The organism is Pectobacterium parmentieri (genome assembly GCF_001742145.1).
Taxonomy (GTDB): Bacteria; Pseudomonadota; Gammaproteobacteria; order Enterobacterales; family Enterobacteriaceae; genus Pectobacterium; species Pectobacterium parmentieri.
On record NZ_CP015749.1, the window covers coordinates 3071883 to 3090726 of the forward strand.

The window sequence follows — 18844 nt, forward strand, 5'->3', positions numbered from 1 at the left end:
TTATCACTTACCATGAATACGTTACATCCAGCCAGAATTGACGACCCAATCCATAATTAGATTCGTTCTTGTTGGCTTTATTCAGGACATTGAGTACATCTACGCCCACTTTTAGATTCTGCTTACCTAATGGCTGGGTATAATTCACACGCCAGTCCAGCAGCATATTGTTGCCATACTGCTCTTCTTCATATACATCAGTAGAACCGACATACCCGGAACAGCGGTCATCATCTGGACAGTTAATAGTTTCAGTACGCTTCATGGCTTTATACCCACCGACATAACTTAAACGCTGTGTCCAATCTAAACGCCAGTTGGGTATTTCAGTATTCAGCTCAAGAAACGCCGTCCAGGGGCGATTGAAATTATCAGCGGGTTTATCAATCGCGCGGATCATTTTTCCGTTGTAGAGAATATAGCCATCGAGATCTGCCTCGGTGTCATAGTCCTTATTTGAGGAAGTACTTTTATGAATATTCGCTCCCGCCGACCAACTGAATACCGCAGAATTCCATTCAATGGGAGAAACAGGCTTGACCATCAAACTAAACGTGTCGGACTCGGATTTACCGTTATTGGTTAATTCATAAGTTTTTGTCGCTGTATTTCTCTCAGCAGAAAATTGATCTTTTGCTTCACGGTGAACCCATTTCAACGTCCAAACGGTGTCATAAATTCGCTGCTGCGCACCGAGATTGAGTTCGTCACTGTAGGGAGTATTTAATGACGTGTATCGGTAATCAGCTTGGGTAGATGCCTTATTAAAGACCCACTCACCTGGCGTATTGCTGGAACTCGTTGACAAGGCATTACATGATCCACGCGAATTCACATGTTCAGCGCGGCATTCGGTATAGCCCAACTTACGCGCTTCTCTCAGCTTATAAGCCAAAATATTGCCTGCATAGTAACGGTTTATTCCGCCGAAAAATTCAGTGGAACGATCGCCCCAAACATCATAGCTCGAACTTAAACGTGGAGAGATATTCATGTTTTTCATGTAATCGTCATAATCAACGCGAATACCGGATGTCACAGCCAGGCGGGAATAGGTTAATGTATCTTGTAGATAAACTGCATAAGTGCTTGCCGCCACTTTTACATCAGACGCTTCATATACTGTCCGTTGGCGGAAATACTGCTCACCGTCAATACACGCCGAATCGCCGTTACATACCACAGTACTTTTTCTGTTCGCAGTAGCATAAGCATAGGAATTGTTCTTACGCTGATAACGAGCCTCGGAAAAATCGGTATCAAAGCCGAAATCAAACTGGTGTTGTACACCCCAGGCAGAAAAAGGATTTAGCTGCCAATCGTGTTTAAAATTAATGCCGGATTGCTCGGTTCTTACCGTGCCATATCCTCCCTCTTGAGCTGTGGTTCCAGAGAAACTAGATACCCAGTCAAGGCTGTCTGTTTTAAGCCAATTATAATAATCATTGCCTCTATTCTTAATAGTATTTTCGTTCTGTTTCCATATTAGCTGTGTGGCGACTTTCCCCCACATATTCTGATTATCCCACTTCAGGTTGGCATTATATCCGCCACCTTCAGCAGTAAAATTACCATCCTTCGTATTGGAACGCACATAGCTTGCACTATGGGGTGAATGCATGAGTGATAAGCTAAATTGATTTCGTTCATTAGCATCCCACGCGCCACGTAACATATAGGTTTCGGATTCGCGTGATTGATCTTCCCATCTTTGAAAAATCGTATGCCAGAATGGGATGTCAGATTCCTTACGGCTATATACAAACATCAGCGCCGCATTATCATTAAGGGGCTGACTAACATTCAGGTTATAAAAATTTTTGGTGAATTTAGGCTGCCTCTTAAGCGTGGTTGCGGCACTAAACGAGGCTTCCTCTTTTTTCTCCAGATGATATTTCGTCCATGATGAACGTGTTGTGCGGTAAGAGACAGAACCGGATGGCTCGGTAAACGACGGTTTTTTAAGTTTTGCATCAATGACACCGCCAGTGAACTGGCCATACTTCGCCGACACGTTACTGTCGTAAACCGACAAGCTTTCAATCAGGCTACTGTCTATCCAAAAAGACTCAGGATGGCCAGATGGGAAATCATTAGGGCCATTCCCATTGGCGACAGCCCCAACCTCACCGACATTCACGCCTGGGTTCAGACGATCGTTGTTCGACATCCCATCGATCATGAAGTTGTTGTTATAGAACTTCTCACCGTGGAACGAAACAACGTCAGGAGCCAGTTCTCCAGGTGTCTCACTATTACGTGACGTTTCAGAGAATTGCACGTTTGGATTGGTGCGCAGCAATTCAGTAATATTTCCATTAGCGGTCGGTTTTTTTGCGATCTCCTCGGCCACCAACTGCTGACTACCGATCTCCATCGGTCCCGGCGAAATCTGCGCTTTTACCGTGATCACATCGCCGCTGTTTTCGGTTCCCGAACGACTAGTCGCCGCGCTTGTATTTACCGTCTGAGCCTCATCCGACGCCGACATACTAGCCATTGGGCGAATGATAAACGCTTTACCGGCGTCTGCAGGCTCTGCATAAAGGTTATTACTGTTCAATAACCGATCCAAAGCCTGCTCAACCGTGTAGTTCCCTTCCAGCGCGGGGGCTTGTTTTCCTGCAACCAGTTGGCTATCAACCCCAAAGTTGACACCGGTCTGCCGCGCCAATTGTGTTAACGATTTTTCCAATGACTGTGCAGGAAGGTGTATTGATTGTGCTGTTGCACCAAACGCCGAACTGCCTCCGCTTAACGCCAGAGTGAGCACCGCTATCGGCCAAATTGTGTTACGCATCCCCAAAAAATTACGCATGAATTTACCCTGAATTATTTTATGTTTTCAGGAGAGAAGACGTTGCGTAGCAGAAATCGGGCAGAAGGAAATAAAAATAATTATCATTTATATTTGAATTAAGCCTTTTCCAATTGATTATTAACGCTTTTTATTTTCGCTAATCCAGGAAATATAACCGAAGGACTGTCGGACGGAGATAGGAAGGGAGTGTTGCAGTAACTCGAGTGCCTGTTGGCTGTTATTCAATGGTAGAACGCCAGTAAAGCGCAAACGCTCAAGTTCCTGACGCTGGCGTGGATCCAGATAAATCAGCCCTGGATAGTGGCGGGAAAGTTCATCAATAACCTGAATGAACGGTGCATTTTCAAAAATCAATTGATTGTGAATCCAACCCGTTTCCGTTGATGCACTCACCGGTCGAGTAATATGGTGCTGATCGAGTCCAACTTGTTGGCCTGCGCCAAGGTCAAGACGGATATCCGGGTTCTTATTTGCAGTAATGCGAACGCGAGACTCGTCAACGCTTACCAGCGTATCTTCCCCTGCGTCACGCACGCTATAGCGAGTGCCTAAGGCTTGGGCCGTTGCCTGTGCGCTGTCAATCACAAACGGCCTGCTACGCGGATCTTTGGCAACATGCGCGTAGACTTCGCCACGTAGCAACGTGACCGTTCGTTTCTGTGATGTAAAGGCGATATTCACAGCCGAATTGCTGTTGAGCACCAGTTCACTGCCGTCATCCAGCACAATACGTCGCACTTCACCCGCTACCGTTCGTTGGTCGGCCAACCAATAAGCATAAGGTAACTGGCTTAGCAGCCAGCCCCCTGCGATGAAAATCGCCAGAGCAACATAACGGGATGAACGTGGTTTAGGTGATGTCGAAGCAGGTGTAATTGTCGCACTTGCCCATAATTGCTGCATTTGATGATAAACCACAGGATGACGAGCATCGATCAGGCACCACTGCTGCCACTCTTTACGCAGTAATATCGCGTCGTCACTATCCTGCTCGACTTCCGAGAAGCGTAATATCCATTCAGCGGCTTGCTGCTGGATCTGCTCAAAATCAGCGTTACGCTTCATCCTGTTCCTGAAAAAAAATCCGACTGTGGAAATGCACCATCGCTTTTGCCAGATATTGCTTTACGCTACTTTCGCTCACATGCAACGTCTCAGCAATCGTGCGGTAGTCGTATCCTTCCACACGCGCCATAATGAATGCGCGCTGTACTTTTTCGTCTAGCTCATGCGTCAAAATATGCAGCGCCGTCGCCACCAGTTGGCTTATCGCAACACGGTATTCCGCAGACTGCTCTTCTTCCCCATCAACCAGCAGCGCTAATGCAGATAACGCATCTTGCTCCAACTTACGCTTACGGAACTGATCGATCATGACATGATTCGCCGTCACCATCAGATAAGCCTTCGGCTGTCGGATAGCGGAGGGATCGGCAAGCGTCAGAAGTTTAAGAAAGGTGTCATGGGTAAGATCATCTGCCTGATGGATACAGCCCATTTTTTTACAAAGCCATCCCCGCAGCCATCCTTGGTGGGTCTGGTAAAAATCACTCCAGAAAGAAGTTAGCTGCGTCATAGTGGTTTCAACAGGCAAAAAACAGATGATATTAGTTTAATTGATACTCATTATCATCTAAGCCTGTGACGCGATGCAACACTTTTTAAACAACGCCCTTCCGAGCATCGCAGATGGGAATGATTGTAACCACCAACAATCAATATTCCCGATCTTCAATCAGGCGTTTTCCCAACGTGACGCTATCGACGATCTCGTAGTCGAGTTTTTCATACATACCGATCACGGCGTCGTTGTCTTCACGCACCATCAGGTGGATCTTCGGACAGCCGCGGGCAATCAGTTTTTTCTCCAGACGGCTAACCAACGCGTTAGCAATGCCGCGCCCACGAAAATCAGGGTGTACGCCCAAATAGTATGCAGACCCACGGTGGCCGTCGTACCCACCCATCACCGAGGCTACGATTTCGCCGTTCACCTCTGCGACCAGAAACAGATCGGGATCGTGATTAAGCTTACGTTCGATGTCCATTTCAGGATCGTTCCACGGACGCAGCAAATCGCAACGTTCCCAGAGGGTGATCACGGCTTCAAAGTCATCCTGCCTGAATATGCGGATTTCCATCACAGTCGCCATTTTGTAATAAGGTAAATCGTGATTATCGCGTGATTTTTATCAGACGCAATCCAAAATTGCGTACCGCTATCAGGAATCACACAACGGGTGACCGGGGATCGATTTTATTGATGGTATACTGCCCGCCCAATCACTGTGCCACCATCGCTATGGAAACGAGATGTCCACTATGTTTGACGTCAACGCGGTAAAACATTTTTTACTTAGCTTACAGAAAGATATCTGTCAGCAGCTTGCGGCGATCGATGGCGGAGCCGATTTCGCCGAGGACGAATGGCAACGTGCCGAAGGCGGTGGCGGGTGCAGTCGCGTGCTGTCCGGCGGGCGCATCTTTGAACGCGCTGGCGTAAACTTTTCCCACGTCGCCGGCAAGTCATTGCCACCGTCAGCCAGTACGCATCGCCCTGAACTGGCGGGTCGTAGCTTTCAGGCGATGGGCGTGTCGCTGGTGATCCACCCGCTGAGCCCTTACATTCCCACCAGCCATGCTAATGTGCGCCTGTTCGTCGCCGAAAAACCGGGAGAAGCGCCAGTGTGGTGGTTTGGCGGTGGCTTCGATCTGACGCCCTATTATGGTTTCAAAGAAGATGCCGTGCACTGGCACCAGACCGCTCACGATCTGTGCCAGCCGTTTGGTGACGATGTGTACCCGCGCTATAAAAAGTGGTGCGACGATTACTTCTTCCTCAAGCACCGTAACGAGGCACGCGGCATCGGCGGGCTATTTTTTGACGATCTGAACGAGCCAGATTTTGCCACCAGCTTTGCTTTCATTCGCGCTGTCGGTAATGGATTTCTCGATGGCTATCTGCCCATCGTCGAACGACGTAAAGATCTGGCGTGGGGAGAACGTGAACGCGAATTTCAGCTCTACCGCCGTGGCCGCTATGTGGAATTCAACCTGATTTGGGATCGCGGTACGCTGTTTGGCCTACAAAGCGGCGGGCGCACCGAGTCCATTTTGATGTCGATGCCGCCGTTAGCACGCTGGGAGTACCAGCATCAACCGGAACCCGATAGCCCGGAAGCCCTGCTGTATCAAGATTTCTTGCCCGCCAGAGACTGGCTGGCAGAAAGCAACATGCACAACAAGGAAACATAAGTCATGCAGATTTGGGTCGATGCCGACGCCTGCCCTAACGTTATCAAAGAAGTGCTGTTTCGCGCGGCGGATCGCACACAAATGCAAGTCACGTTGGTCGCTAATCAGACCATAAAAGTGCCGCCGTCACGCTTTATTAGCACGCTGCGCGTCTCTGCAGGTTTTGACGTCGCCGACAATGAAATTGTGCGCCGCGTTGAAACGGGCGATCTGGTGATCACCGCCGATATTCCGCTGGCATCGGAAGTGATAGAAAAAGGTGGCATCGCGTTGAACCCGCGTGGCGAGCGCTATACGCCGGACACCATTCGGGAGCGCCTGAACATGCGCGATTTTATGGACACCATGCGCGCCAGCGGGATACAAACCGGCGGCCCCAGTGCCTTAAACCAGCGCGATCGTCAGCAGTTTGCCAATGAACTGGACAAGTGGTTGCAGCAGGTACGGAAGCCATAGTTATTTGGGCATGGTTACAGGGGAATAGTTATTGGAACCATCATTATCTGAGCAGTAACCATCCCGCCCCTTCTGCTTTCGTAGACAAGGCGGGATGGTGCATCTGGTTTAGCGGTAAACGGGTAACACATCAAAGCTGGAAAGAATATGTATCAGCGCGGTGCCGATGCCAAATAACAGCACCAGCGTAATCATCACATTACCCCCCCGCACGCGGAACAGCGGGCTGCCGAAACGGCGACGCGACGCGAGCGCCAACAGCGCTGGCGTAATCACCGCCCATACGGTAGCGGCCAGCCCGGCAAACCCAATCGCGTAAATAAAACCGTTCGGATACAGCAGGCCGCCGATAATAGGCGGCAGAAAGGTCACCAGCGCCGTTTTGGCTCTTCCCATTCGGCTATCGTCAAATTTCAGCAAATCAGCCAGATAATCAAACAGCCCCAGCGTGACCCCGAGAAACGAACAGGCAACGGCAAAGTTGGAAAAGACAGTGAGCAACACGTCCAGATAAGCGCTATTCAACACGCCGCCCAACGCCTGCACCAGAACATCAATATTGCCGCCCCGCTCAGCAATTCCGATAAAGTCGGGACGGGCGATGTTTCCCATCGTGCTAATCAGCCAAATGACATACATCACCAGCGCCAGCACGCTGCCAATAAACAGGCAACGCTTGATTACCTGTGGCTTGTGGCCGTAATGCTTCACCAAACTGGGAACGTTGCCATGAAAACCGAAAGAAGTCAGACAGAATGGCAGCGTCATCAGCACATACGGAAGATAGCTGGGCGCTTCTTGCGCAACATTGAATAAAACAGCAGGCTTAACATTCCACAGCAGGCTGCCGAACGTCATGAAAAAGGTCAGCACCTTCGCCGCCAGAAAAAAGGCGGTCATCCGACTCACCGCCGACGTACTCCACCACACGGTCAACGCGACAAACAGTGCAAACAGGCAACCGCCGACGCGGGCGGAGAAATCGATCGACATCTCGGCAAGCGTGTGATGGATAATGGAACCACTCGCCGAGATATAGGCGTAGGTCAGGATATAGAGGACAAAGGCAATCGATATGCCATTAAGGACATTCCAGCGCTTGCCCAGTAGATCTTTGGTCAGCGTATCAAAGCTGGCACCGCTCGGATAATTCAGGTTAGCTTCCAGAATCATGAGCCCTGAGTGATACATACAGAACCAGGTAAACACCAACACAGCAAATGACCAGAAAAACCAGGCACCCGACATCACCACTGGCAGGGAAAACATCCCCGCGCCGATAATCGTCCCTGCAATGATCATCGACCCGCCAAACAGCGAGGGAAGACGCTTTCCTGTACCGTTTTGTTCTACTGTATTTTCTTGCACTGCGTGTGTGGCCATAACCGATATTCGCTCGTTGGTTTTTTATCGAGTCCGAGGAAAATCCCCCCTACAGACGAGGCGGGATCATGGCATAAAACCAAAATTATTCCATTGATTTAACTTATACCTCGGTATGGAAAATCCATGTTTTGCTAAAAATGACGTGTTATGTTGTAAGAGATTAAAGGAAAAGCAATTTTAGGATGATGACGTTGTGCTGAAGGCAGTGAAATCTGTTTTATTCGATATTCTTTCCATGATACTGACATTTATTCTCTGTGTTTTTTCTACGGTTATCGTCGTCTCTCTATTCCCTGATAGTCTGTTGCTCCCGCCTGCGTTTTTGGCCTCATCGGTTCATATTGGTTAGGCGATTATTTGGTCGATCAACTGCGGTAAATAAAAAACCCAGCCAACAATCGACTGGGTTTGTCTGTATGAAGTAACGGAAATGACTTACAGCGGCTGAGTTTGTGCTTCCACCACCGCCAGCGCCACCATGTTTACAATCCGGCGCACCGAAGCAATCGGTGTCAGGATATGTACCGGTTTCGAAATTCCCATCAATACCGGCCCCACCGTCACACCTTCTGAAGACGACACACGCAGCAGGTTATAGCTGATACGTGCAGATTCCATGTTAGGCATGACCAGGATATTAGCAGAGCCTTTCAACGGGCTATCCGGCATCTGCTCACGGCGGATCGCTTCCACCAACGCGGCATCACCGTGCATCTCGCCGTCGATCTGCAGTTCCGGAGCCAGCTTGTTAACCAACGCCAACGTGGCACGCATCTTCTGCGCCGTCGGGGAGTCCGAGGTGCCGAAACTGGAGTGCGACAACAGCGCGACTTTCGGTTCGATACCGAAACGACGCACGCTTTCTGCCGCCAGTAGCGTGATTTCCGCCAGTTGTTCCGGCGTTGGATCTGCGTTGACGTAGGTGTCGGCGATGAACGTGTTGCCGCTCGGCAGCATCAGCGCATTCATCGCGCCGGCAACGTGCACGCCCTCACGGTAGCCGAACACTTTCTCAACCACATCGAAATGCTCTTCATAGGTGCCAATCGTGCCACAAATCAGCGCATCCGCTTCGCCACGGTGAACCATGATCGAACCTATCAACGTTGGATTGCCGATCACCGCGCGCTGTGCTTTTTCCTGTGACACGCCGCGACGCTTCATGAGTTCGAAATACTCGCTCCAGTATTCTTTGAAGCGCGGATCGGATTCGTTATTAACCACTTCGAAATCTTTACCGATGGTCAGTTGCAGCCCCAGCTTTTGCAGGCGCATTTCAATGACGCTTGGACGACCAATCAGAATCGGGAACGCCAGTCCCAGCGTGACCAACTCCTGCGTAGCGTGCAACACGCGAGCATCTTCACCTTCGGCGAATACGACGCGCTTCGGTTGCTGACGCGCCTGTGCGAAGATCGGCTTCATGAACAGGTTGGTTTTGTAGACGAACTGGGTCAGTTTTTCGATATAGGCATCGAAATCTGCGATCGGGCGCGTTGCTACGCCGGAATCCATCGCCGCTTTCGCCACTGCCGGTGCAATCTTGATGATCAAACGCGGATCGAACGGTTTAGGAATCAGATAATCCGGGCCGAATGACAGTTCCTGATCGCCATAGGCAGAGGCTACCACTTCGCTCTGCTCCGCCAGCGCCAGATCGGCAATCGCGTGCACGCAGGCCAGCTTCATCTCTTCGTTAATCGTGGTTGCGCCGACATCGAGTGCGCCACGGAAGATGAACGGGAAGCACAGTACGTTGTTTACCTGATTCGGGTAATCTGAACGACCGGTACAGATAATCGCATCCGGACGCACTTCTTTTGCCAGCGGCGGCAGTATCTCCGGTTCAGGGTTAGCCAGCGCCATGATTAGCGGACGTGGCGCCATGGTTTTCACCATATCTGGCGTCAGTACACCGGGGCCGGAACAGCCAAGGAAGATATCCGCATCCGGGATCACGTCAGCCAGCTTGCGAGCACCATTATCTTCAATCGCGTAAGCGGCCTTGGTTTCTTCCATATTTTCGTCACGACCGTGGAAAATCACGCCGCGCGAATCGCACACTACGATGTTGTGTTTCTGAAGACCCAGCGCCACCAGCAGGTTCAGACAGGCGATAGACGCCGCGCCTGCACCAGACACCACCAGACGCACATCAGAAATATTCTTCTCTACAACGCGCAGGCCGTTCAGGACAGCGGCGGTACAGATGATTGCCGTACCGTGCTGATCGTCGTGGAACACGGGAATCTTCATGCGCTCGCGCAGTTTCTTCTCAATGTAAAAACATTCCGGTGCCTTGATGTCTTCCAGATTGATACCGCCAAACGTCGGCTCCAGCGCGGCGATCACGTCGATCAGCTTGTCTGGATCCAGTTCGTCGACTTCGATATCGAAAACATCAATGCCGGAGAATTTTTTAAACAGAACGCCTTTGCCTTCCATCACCGGTTTACCGGCCAGCGCGCCGATATTGCCGAGACCCAGAACGGCTGTCCCGTTAGAGATCACCGCAACCAGATTACCGCGAGCAGTGTATTTGTAGGCAGCCAGCGGATCTGCCGCTATTTCCAGACAGGGTGCTGCGACACCGGGAGAATATGCCAATGCCAGATCGCGCTGCGTCGCCAGCGGTTTAGTCGGGGAAACCTGAATTTTGCCCGGAATCGGATACTGGTGGAAATCAAGGGCGCTTTGCTTTAGCTGTTCATCCATTTTATGTACCTTTTCGGTTTTGTTGTGTCTGTAGGGTAAAGAGTACCCAGTATAGTGTTTACCAATGGCTACACTACCGAGGATGGCAAAAACTGAGGGGGAATGCTGGTTAATATAGTTATTTTATTTGACGGTTTTTCGTTCAGAAACCAGATGGGCGACAAAGAAAAATCGCGTAGTGCAGGCGCACGACGCGATGTAGGGAGGACAAAGCGACGACTAATGTCTGGCGGATATCAGGCTTAGCACCGTGCGAGCATTACTGGCACTGGTGGCAATAACATCCACAATGCCAGAACGCAGCGCAGCCAGAATCGCCGTCGCTTTGGTGTTTTCAGAGGCAATGGCAATCACGTAAGGGATCTTGCGAAGCTGATCGAGACTCAGGCCGATAACTCGGTCGTTCATCACCGTATCGACAGGCCGCCCTTGAATATCCAGAAAGGCATATCCGGCGATATCACCAACAACGCCCTCATCCTGACGCGCCGTGATGATCTCCTGTGAGGTAAACCAGCCGAGTTGAACCATAAAACTGTTTTCGTTCATATCGCCTAACCCCACCAATGCAATATCCGCCTTGCTTGCACGTTCAAGCGTGTCATTGATCAGACGGTTTTGCATAAAGGCAGATTTTAATGCCGGGTTTTCGACATAAGCAGGTGCGTACAGCGTTTCGCTCGTGGCATTAAATTTCCGCGCCAGATGACGACTGATATGATCGGCATCAATCAGTTCCCCATCGCGCTGCGTGCCGCCAATGCCACAGATAAACTTGCAGTGCCGTTCGGGAAAAACGCCCACGTGACTGGCGACCGCCGCCACATTACGCCCCTGCCCAACTGCCACGGACATGCCATTTTTCAAGATACTGGACAAGTAAGTGGACACCAGCGATGCCACCTGTTGGCGCTGTTCATCTTCATCATGGTGATCGATAGCAATCAGCGCACGTTTGATGCCAAAGCTCTTAATAAATTGCTGTTCAAGTTGAGAACTAAATACAGGATGGTAGCGGACATTAATTTCAACGATCCCTTCCGCCCGCGCACGTTTCAACAAACGCCCGACTTTGATACGCGAAATACCAAAACGGCTGGCGATCTCTTCCTGCGTCTGTTGATTTTCATAATACGCAACGGCTATTTCCGTCAGTAATTCACTGTCTGAATCAAATTCGCTCATGGCTTAACTCATTTTGGCTTCGCTTAGGGCCACGTGTTCACCCTGTTCATTCAACAATGCCGAAACACTGCGCACCAGTTGGCAGAAGTCATCCGCATTCCAGGCGGCCCTGCCGATAAATAACCCGTCAATATCTGCGCATTGAATAAGTTCACAGGTATTATGCGGATTCACGCTTCCGCCGTACAGAAGCGTAATACAGGAAGCCGTTCTTTCGCCATAAAGGGCAACTAACGCCTGGCGCAACGCGACGTGAATATCCTGCGCTTCCTGTGCGGAAGATGGCGTCCCTCCTTCACCAATGGCCCAGATGGGTTCATAGGCGATGATGACACGTGTCGCCTGTTCCGCATTTAAGCCTGCAAGCGCAATTTTCATTTGCCGAATGACCGTTTCTCTGGAAACACCCCACGCCTTCTCTTGTGCACTGTCACCCACGCAAACTAACGGGCGCAACTGATAGCGTAGTGCGGCCTGCACTTTTTTCTGAATATCCGCATCATTTTCTGCGAAATATTGCCGCCGCTCGGAATGTCCCAGTTCGACAAGCGTCGCACCGCAATCAGATACCATCATCGGAGACACCTCTCCGGTCCACGCGCCGTTGTCAGCGTAATGCATATTTTGCGCCCCTGTCAGGCAATTCACCTTGTGCGCAGACAGATACTCGGTCACTTCCCTTATCAAGGTAAAAGGGGGAATCACAAAGGGCTGAGTGAATGCACCGGCAGCAGGGTTAAGCTGTTTGGATAGAACCGTACAGTAGTCGATCGCCTCCTGTCGGGTTTTATTCATTTTCCAACTCGTGCCTATCATCACTTTTTTCATGTCATCTCCTTCTTTCGCACCGTGGCTTTCGCTGTAGCGTAACAAAAGCACCCTCACCAAACTTATATTCACACAACAAACAAATGTTCGATCACGAAAATGCATCAAAAAGAAAAAAATTGTGCTTAATGTGATCGAATTCAAAGCTATTTCTCCAATAGACCGTAAAATCCCATAAAACAAAAGTTCAACCAATGAACATATGAACAACCAAACCATTCCGGTTTACGATAAAAGGGGAAATTATGTCGACCGTAAAAAAACCCGTTGTAGCTCTGACTATCGGCGATCCAGCAGGGATCGGCCCTGAAATTTCGGTAGCGACCATGATGGATAAAGACGTGTATGAAGAATGCCGCCCTTTCCTCATCGGCTCACTCCCCATCATCCGCCGTGCAATGGCCATTAAACACTGCGATTTTGCGCTCAACATCATCACCTCTCCTGCCGAAGCCAAATTCACGTGGGGTACGTTGGATGTGCTGGAAACGGGCGAATATGATTGCGATAGCATCGAATGGGGTAAGGTCCAACAGCTTGCTGGAAAGATGTCGCTTGATTACGTCATGAAATCCATTGAGTTAGGCATGGCGGGTGAGATTGATGTTGTGTCTACCGCCCCCATCCATAAAGAAGCGATAAAACTCGCGGGCTGCAAATTGCCAGGGCATACCGAAATTTATCAGGTTGAAACCGGTTCGGATTACGGCCTGACGATGTTCCATGTGCAAAAACTGCGGGTGTTTTTTGTCAGCCGCCATATCGCACTGAAAGAAGCCTGCGACTACGCAAACAAAGAGCGTGTTCTTGCTTGTGTGCAGCAAATTCACCATGAATTCACCGCACTGAATATTCAAAACCCGCGTATCGCCGTCGCCGCCCTCAATCCACACGCCTCAGATAACGGCCTGTTCGGCCATGAAGAGAAAGACAACCTGATTCCTGCCGTCAAAGCCGCTCAGGAAATGGGTATCAACGCAATAGGTCCGATTCCGGCGGATTCCGTTTTCCATCTCGGAAAACAAGGACACTACGACGCCATTCTGTCGCTCTATCACGATCAGGGACATATCGCCTGCAAAACGCTCGATTTCGAGCGCTCCATCACCATCACTTTCGGTTTGCCGTTTATGCGCAGCTCGGTCGATCACGGTACCGCTTTCGACATTGCAGGCACAGGCAAGGCAGGTACGGTCAGCATGCTGGAATCGACGCTGGTTGCCGCACGTTACTGGAAAATGAAGCACTAATGCGAGTTTCAGGTCACTGACGGAGAACACACCATGACGCGATATTTGGAAATTATCAGAGGCGGTAAAGGCTGGGGCGGACCGCTACTCGTGAATGTCACACCGGGGAAAAAAATTGCCTACATTACCGGGGGAATCCGTCCCACCGTAGTAGATCGGTTGATGGAACTCACCGGCTGGGAATCTGTGGATGTCTTCAAACACGGGGAACCTGATGAACAAGAGATCGGTTTAGTGGTCATCGACTGCGGCGGCACGCTGCGCTGCGGTCTTTATCCCAAACGAGGGATTCCGACGATCAATCTCCACCCGACGGCAAAAACAGGGCCACTGGCAGAATACATTCGAGAGGATATCTATGTCTCGGATGTCACCCCCGCGGGTATTCGGCTACGGGCAGAGGGAAAACAAGGAGACAAACTGGGGATTGTCGCTGACGATCTCACCGGCGCGACAACGATCGGCGTCCTGCTCGCGCGCAGCGGCATGAAAACAGCGGCCTTTTTTAATACCACGTCGTTCACGGACTGTGAATCAGACTGGCAGGCTATGGTGATCAGCAGCGATAGCCGCCCTCTGCCCAAAGCGGAAGCGAAAAACCGCGTGAGAAATGCGACGCAAGCCCTGCTGGAACGCGGTGCGGTGTATTTCACTAAACGTGTCGATACCACACTACGCGGCGGTATCGGCTACGAAATTGATGCCATGCTGGAAGTACTGCCACAGGAAACGGTCGCGGTGGTCGTTCCCGCCATGCCACAATCGCGCCGTATCGTGGTCGGCGGCTACTCGGTCATTGATTCCGTCGCCCTGTCCTGTACCGATGTCGCCAAAGATGTTCGTACACCAGTGACGGAAACCTTTGTTCCCGGCCTACTCAGTGAGCAAACGCATCATCAGGTGAAACACATCCCCCTGTCTTGCGTGTTAAAAGGCTATAACGCCATCAGCGATGCACTGGTTCAGCAGCAGCGGGAAGGCGCTCGCGTCATTGTCGTGGATGCCATTTCACTGGCCGATGTGGAAAATATTGCTCGCGCGGTTACCAAGCTGAACTGGAATGTACTGGCTGTCGATCCCGGTCCTTTTACCGAGCGTCTGGCCTTTACCAGAGAAATGATCCGCGATGAGGAACGTAAGGAGAAAGCGCGCATTCCTCAGGAACAACAGCAGGGTTCAATTATCGTCGTCGCAGGCAGCGCAACGCCGGTCACCAAAAAACAGCTTACCGCACTCATTGAAACCGACCCGCGCGTTTGTCACATTCCGATTGATGCCGAACTGCTGATCGATAAAGAACATTCAGCGGGTATTGAAGTGGCAAGAGTGGTCAGACAGGCTCTGGAGTGTGTGAAAACTCACGCGAATGCCATCTTCGTTTTTGAATCCGCCTTAACTGGTCGTCTACTCGATCTCAGCATGGAAGAACAGCGTTTTGGGCTGGCGCATGGTCAAGCAGCAGAAAATATTAATCAGGGTCTGGGTAATATCGTAAAAACCGTGTTGGATGCTGCGGCTTCTGAAATTAAAGGCCTGTATATGACGGGTGGAGACACCATGGTCAACGTACTCAAACAGCTCGGTGCTAACGGTATCGAGATGGTGGATTACGTTATTCCTCAAACCGATCTGGTCAAAATCATTGGCGGTGATTACGAAGGATTAATTTGCGTCGGGAAAGGCGGTTTAACCGGCCCCGAAGATATTATTCACACCATTATTGATCATATTCACCGGGAAACGATGCAGTAGAAAAAATAGAGCAATAAAAATCACGATAAACAATAAAACCGACGTATTGCATAGGTCTGATTAACAGGCCTGGATGTTGCTCTACCCTACACGAGAGAAACACCATGAGAAATATAAACATTCTTGAAAAAATGAATAAAGTCCCAGGAGGACTGATCATTATCCCACTGCTTGCGGCGATACTGATGAATACCTTCGCACCATCGTTATTACAAATAGGCGGCCCCACAACCGCATTATTTAAAGCAGGTTCCAGTGCAATGATGGGAATATTTCTTCTCATCTGCGGATCGTCAATTAATATTCGTCAGGCCGGACTCCCACTCTATAAAGGCACCATGCTACTGATGCTGAAATTCTGCGCGGGTGCACTGGCAGTATGGTTTATGGGCGCTTTTTTTGGCCCTGCCGGGTTCTTCGGTATTTCTACACTGGCGTTTATTGCCTGTATCACCAGCTCAAACAGTTCATTGTACATTGCCTTGTGCAGTAACTACGGTGATGCCAGCGATGCGGGTGCCATCTCCGTTTTTTGTATTAAAGACGGCCCTTTCGTAACCATGGTGGTTCTCGGCGTCAGCGGTTTAGCTAATATTCCGTTTGCAGCCCTGCTTTCCATGCTCATCCCGCTAATCATTGGCATGATGTGGGGCAACCTTGATGAGAAATTCAAGCAACTCTGCGCGGCGGCTCAACCACTGGTCATTATCATCATGTCGTTTGCCATTGGTGCCAATTCCAGTATGCACACCGTCTTCACTGCGGGCCTATCTGGCATTGTTCTGGGCATTATTTCTGCCGTAACCGGATTGGTTTTCTACTTCCTGTACAACTTATTCCTGAAACGAAAAACGGCGCTAGGTGCGGCATTGGGCACCACCGCAGCCAGTTCGGCATTGACGCCCGCCATGGTGGCGCAGGCCGATCCCACCCTCCAGATCTTTGTTGACTCCGCTACGGCGCAATTAGCAACGGCTAGCATTATCACCATGCTCACCGCCCCCGTCCTCGTCGCCTGGTTTGATAGTCGATTGAAGAAAAAAGGCATTATCCCATCGGGCGAAGAAAATCATGCGCTACCGACCGGACAATCTCACTCACTCAATACACAGGCAGATAAGCCCAAATAAGGTAGGAAAAATGAGACGGATTATCTGGCAGGCAACAATCAGCACAGTGGGAGAAAATGCAGCATTATTTCTGGCAGAAAAACGTCTCATTCTTTTCAGCGATAATGCGCCTAAAGACATCGGTGATTATTGTATTACCCATCACGATGGAGAGTTAATTCAACCGGTTTCTGTTCAGCAAAAAATAACGTTATTCGGCATCACCTATTCGATTAGCGCAATAGGGGATGTCGCCAGCCAAAATCTGAAAGAGCTGGGACACATCACGCTGTTATTTGATGGAGCAGAAAAAGCAGAATTACCCGGTACAGTTCACCTGATTGGGCCAATACCAACAACCTTGTCAGCACAGGGAAACATAACAATTTTTGAAGAGTAATCATTAATGTTGGAATTAATCGATCGCGTTTTCTGATAACCCATTTTTTTAAATTAAATAAAATGTAAGGACAACACCATGAAACCAATCGCTATTGGCGCAGATGATGCGGCCTGGAGTTTACGCGATACACTTACCCGCTATCTGGATTCGCTTAATATTTCCTGGGTCGATTTTAGCAGCGATAAAAATCAGGATAACGCAAGCTACCCCGACGTCGCACATACGGTAGCCATATCAATTAAAGAAGGGACGCACGAACGCGGGATTCTGCTGTGCGGCACGGGCATCGGCATGAGCATTGTGGCGAATAAAGTGACCGGAGTACGTGCGGCACAGTGCCATGACACCTATTCCGCCCAGCGCGCCAGAAAAAGCAACGATGCGCAGATCATCACGCTTGGCGCGCGCGTTATCGGGCCAGAACTGGCGAAAGAGATCGTCGCCGCCTGGCTGGAATCGGAATTTGAAGGCGGTGGCTCCGCACCGAAGATTGAAAAAATCAGTTATTACGAACATCAGGAAAATACCCGTTAAGCGCGATGGTGGCCAGTAACCCGTTCCGGTCCGCACCGGGCGAATGCCCCTTCTTCAGGTGCTTTTCCAATTACAGTAATCAGAAAAAGCGCATGTCATTCTGCTCTCCGGTGGTGCAGTGTGACATAGCGCTGCGGACACCATTCCGCTCATTGCTTTTTTTGATATGCCAAGGAGCTCACTCATGAACCAACTCGACGCCCTTAAACAATTTACCGTCGTCGTCGCCGATAGCGGTGATATCGACTCCATTCGTCAGTTTTCGCCACAAGATGCCACCACGAATCCGTCGCTGATCCTGAAGGCTGCCACTCTACCGCAGTATCAACCGCTGTTTGATGACGCGATAGCTTACGCACACCAACAAGGCGGCAGCCCGGAAACACGGCTCATCAACGCCAGCGACCGACTGGCGGTAAACATCGGTGCGGAAGTGCTGAAAAGCATTCCCGGCCGTATCTCCACCGAAGTGGATGCCCGCCTCTCGTTCGATCGCGGAATGTGTGTCGCTAAAGCCCGTAAACTGATTGGGATGTATCAGGAGAAAGACATTCCACGTTCACGAATTTTGATCAAACTCGCCGCCACCTGGGAAGGCATTCGCGCGGCTGAAGAGCTGGAAAGAGAAGGGATCAACTGCAATTTGACGCTGCTGTTCTCATTCGCACAAGCGCGTGCCTGCGCCGAAGCGGGCGTATTCCTGATCTCACCCTTTGTTGGTCGCATTTATGACTGGTATCAGGAAAAACAGCCCACCAGCCACTATCAGGCCGAAAGCGATCCCGGCGTGATCTCCGTGCGTGATATCTATGACTACTACAAACGCCACCGCTACCAAACCGTGATCATGGGTGCCAGCTTCCGCAAAGTAGAACAGATTCTGGCGCTGGCGGGATGCGATCGTCTGACGATTTCCCCTGCGCTGCTGGAGCAGTTGAAAAACCGCGATGCCCCCATCGAGCGCCAACTGACGCCATCAACCGAAGCGTTCCACCATCCTTCACCGCTATCTGAAGCTGAGTTCCGTTGGGAACATTATCAGGATGCGATGGCCGTCGATAAACTGGCGGAAGGTATCCGCCTGTTCGCTGTCGATCAACAAAAGCTGGAAGCGCTACTGGCAGCCAAGCTATAACTTTTGGAGTCAAGC

Annotated in this window: 16 protein-coding genes; 8 read left to right on the forward strand and 8 right to left on the reverse strand. The window is 50.4% G+C overall.

The features are described 5' to 3' along the window. Window positions 1–7 precede the first annotated feature (7 nt). The 4 genes from A8F97_RS13960 to A8F97_RS13975 all read right to left on the reverse strand — a co-directional run bounded on the left by A8F97_RS13960 (window position 8) and on the right by A8F97_RS13975 (window position 4962). Complete coding sequence (locus A8F97_RS13960; RefSeq protein WP_082218599.1) at window positions 8–2818, reverse strand: secretin and TonB N-terminal domain-containing protein; 2811 nt, start codon at window positions 2816–2818, stop codon at window positions 8–10. A gap of 120 nt (window positions 2819–2938) precedes the next feature. After that, window positions 2939–3886 (reverse strand): FecR family protein, encoded by a 948-nt coding sequence (locus A8F97_RS13965; protein ID WP_033070963.1) that lies wholly within the window; start codon window positions 3884–3886, stop codon window positions 2939–2941. Further along, the gene (locus A8F97_RS13970) at window positions 3876–4397 is read right to left on the reverse strand and encodes a sigma-70 family RNA polymerase sigma factor (RefSeq protein WP_012822716.1); all 522 of its coding nucleotides are present in this window, start codon (window positions 4395–4397) and stop codon (window positions 3876–3878) included. Before A8F97_RS13970 ends, A8F97_RS13965 begins: the two co-directional genes overlap by 11 nt. A gap of 139 nt (window positions 4398–4536) precedes the next feature. Further along, complete coding sequence (locus A8F97_RS13975) at window positions 4537–4962, reverse strand: GNAT family acetyltransferase (RefSeq protein WP_025919864.1); 426 nt, start codon at window positions 4960–4962, stop codon at window positions 4537–4539. 181 nt (window positions 4963–5143) lie between these two features. Here A8F97_RS13975 and hemF point away from each other — a divergent pair, with 181 nt between their 5' ends. Then, the gene (gene hemF / locus A8F97_RS13980; RefSeq protein ID WP_012822714.1) at window positions 5144–6076 is read left to right on the forward strand and encodes an oxygen-dependent coproporphyrinogen oxidase; all 933 of its coding nucleotides are present in this window, start codon (window positions 5144–5146) and stop codon (window positions 6074–6076) included. A 3-nt stretch (window positions 6077–6079) separates the two neighbouring features. After that, window positions 6080–6532, forward strand: coding sequence for a YaiI/YqxD family protein (locus tag A8F97_RS13985; protein ID WP_033070962.1), 453 nt, complete (start codon window positions 6080–6082; stop codon window positions 6530–6532). A gap of 108 nt (window positions 6533–6640) precedes the next feature. Here the strand turns inward: A8F97_RS13985 and mtr are convergent, their stop codons facing one another. The 4 genes from mtr to A8F97_RS14005 form a co-directional block, all read right to left on the reverse strand. Then, a complete protein-coding gene (mtr, locus tag A8F97_RS13990) occupies window positions 6641–7915 on the reverse strand; it encodes a tryptophan permease (RefSeq protein ID WP_033070961.1) in 1275 nt (424 codons plus the stop codon). 438 nt (window positions 7916–8353) lie between these two features. Then, window positions 8354–10633 carry an NADP-dependent oxaloacetate-decarboxylating malate dehydrogenase gene (gene maeB / locus A8F97_RS13995; RefSeq protein WP_012822711.1) on the reverse strand — a complete coding sequence of 760 codons (2280 nt, stop codon included), beginning with the start codon at window positions 10631–10633 and terminating at the stop codon, window positions 8354–8356. Window positions 10634–10852: 219 nt separating this feature from the next. After that, on the reverse strand, window positions 10853–11818 hold the full coding sequence (locus A8F97_RS14000) for a sugar-binding transcriptional regulator (RefSeq protein ID WP_012822710.1): 966 nt from the start codon (window positions 11816–11818) through the stop codon (window positions 10853–10855). A 3-nt stretch (window positions 11819–11821) separates the two neighbouring features. Then, window positions 11822–12646: a triose-phosphate isomerase gene (locus A8F97_RS14005; protein WP_033070960.1), complete on the reverse strand. Its 825-nt coding sequence runs from the start codon at window positions 12644–12646 to the stop codon at window positions 11822–11824. A 245-nt stretch (window positions 12647–12891) separates the two neighbouring features. On the opposite strand from A8F97_RS14005, the gene pdxA reads away from it, so the two are divergent. From pdxA to tal, 6 genes are all read left to right on the forward strand, one after another. Next, window positions 12892–13896 carry a 4-hydroxythreonine-4-phosphate dehydrogenase PdxA gene (gene pdxA, locus A8F97_RS14010; RefSeq protein ID WP_012822708.1) on the forward strand — a complete coding sequence of 335 codons (1005 nt, stop codon included), beginning with the start codon at window positions 12892–12894 and terminating at the stop codon, window positions 13894–13896. A 33-nt stretch (window positions 13897–13929) separates the two neighbouring features. Next, window positions 13930–15648, forward strand: a complete 1719-nt coding sequence (locus A8F97_RS14015; RefSeq protein WP_012822707.1) for a four-carbon acid sugar kinase family protein — start codon at window positions 13930–13932, stop codon at window positions 15646–15648. A 104-nt stretch (window positions 15649–15752) separates the two neighbouring features. Then, window positions 15753–16778 (forward strand): 2-keto-3-deoxygluconate permease, encoded by a 1026-nt coding sequence (locus A8F97_RS14020; protein ID WP_012822706.1) that lies wholly within the window; start codon window positions 15753–15755, stop codon window positions 16776–16778. A 10-nt stretch (window positions 16779–16788) separates the two neighbouring features. Further along, window positions 16789–17157 (forward strand): PTS glucitol/sorbitol transporter subunit IIA, encoded by a 369-nt coding sequence (locus A8F97_RS14025; RefSeq protein ID WP_033070959.1) that lies wholly within the window; start codon window positions 16789–16791, stop codon window positions 17155–17157. A gap of 78 nt (window positions 17158–17235) precedes the next feature. Further along, window positions 17236–17694 (forward strand): RpiB/LacA/LacB family sugar-phosphate isomerase, encoded by a 459-nt coding sequence (locus A8F97_RS14030; protein WP_025919859.1) that lies wholly within the window; start codon window positions 17236–17238, stop codon window positions 17692–17694. 184 nt (window positions 17695–17878) lie between these two features. Next, window positions 17879–18829: a transaldolase gene (gene tal, locus A8F97_RS14035; protein ID WP_012822703.1), complete on the forward strand. Its 951-nt coding sequence runs from the start codon at window positions 17879–17881 to the stop codon at window positions 18827–18829. Window positions 18830–18844 lie beyond the last annotated feature (15 nt).

Excerpts from the sequence above, each read along its gene's own strand:
- A8F97_RS13960 (WP_082218599.1), bottom strand. The coding sequence starts at position 2,818 with ATGCGTAATTTTTTGGGGATGCGTAACACAATTTGGCCGATAGCGGTG.
- A8F97_RS13965 (WP_033070963.1), bottom strand. The coding sequence starts at position 3,886 with ATGAAGCGTAACGCTGATTTTGAGCAGATCCAGCAGCAAGCCGCTGAA.
- A8F97_RS13970 (WP_012822716.1), bottom strand. The coding sequence starts at position 4,397 with ATGACGCAGCTAACTTCTTTCTGGAGTGATTTTTACCAGACCCACCAA.
- A8F97_RS13975 (WP_025919864.1), bottom strand. The coding sequence starts at position 4,962 with ATGGAAATCCGCATATTCAGGCAGGATGACTTTGAAGCCGTGATCACC.
- hemF (WP_012822714.1), top strand. The coding sequence starts at position 5,144 with ATGTTTGACGTCAACGCGGTAAAACATTTTTTACTTAGCTTACAGAAA.
- A8F97_RS13985 (WP_033070962.1), top strand. The coding sequence starts at position 6,080 with ATGCAGATTTGGGTCGATGCCGACGCCTGCCCTAACGTTATCAAAGAA.
- mtr (WP_033070961.1), bottom strand. The coding sequence starts at position 7,915 with ATGGCCACACACGCAGTGCAAGAAAATACAGTAGAACAAAACGGTACA.
- maeB (WP_012822711.1), bottom strand. The coding sequence starts at position 10,633 with ATGGATGAACAGCTAAAGCAAAGCGCCCTTGATTTCCACCAGTATCCG.
- A8F97_RS14000 (WP_012822710.1), bottom strand. The coding sequence starts at position 11,818 with ATGAGCGAATTTGATTCAGACAGTGAATTACTGACGGAAATAGCCGTT.
- A8F97_RS14005 (WP_033070960.1), bottom strand. The coding sequence starts at position 12,646 with ATGAAAAAAGTGATGATAGGCACGAGTTGGAAAATGAATAAAACCCGA.
- pdxA (WP_012822708.1), top strand. The coding sequence starts at position 12,892 with ATGTCGACCGTAAAAAAACCCGTTGTAGCTCTGACTATCGGCGATCCA.
- A8F97_RS14015 (WP_012822707.1), top strand. The coding sequence starts at position 13,930 with ATGACGCGATATTTGGAAATTATCAGAGGCGGTAAAGGCTGGGGCGGA.
- A8F97_RS14020 (WP_012822706.1), top strand. The coding sequence starts at position 15,753 with ATGAGAAATATAAACATTCTTGAAAAAATGAATAAAGTCCCAGGAGGA.
- A8F97_RS14025 (WP_033070959.1), top strand. The coding sequence starts at position 16,789 with ATGAGACGGATTATCTGGCAGGCAACAATCAGCACAGTGGGAGAAAAT.
- A8F97_RS14030 (WP_025919859.1), top strand. The coding sequence starts at position 17,236 with ATGAAACCAATCGCTATTGGCGCAGATGATGCGGCCTGGAGTTTACGC.
- tal (WP_012822703.1), top strand. The coding sequence starts at position 17,879 with ATGAACCAACTCGACGCCCTTAAACAATTTACCGTCGTCGTCGCCGAT.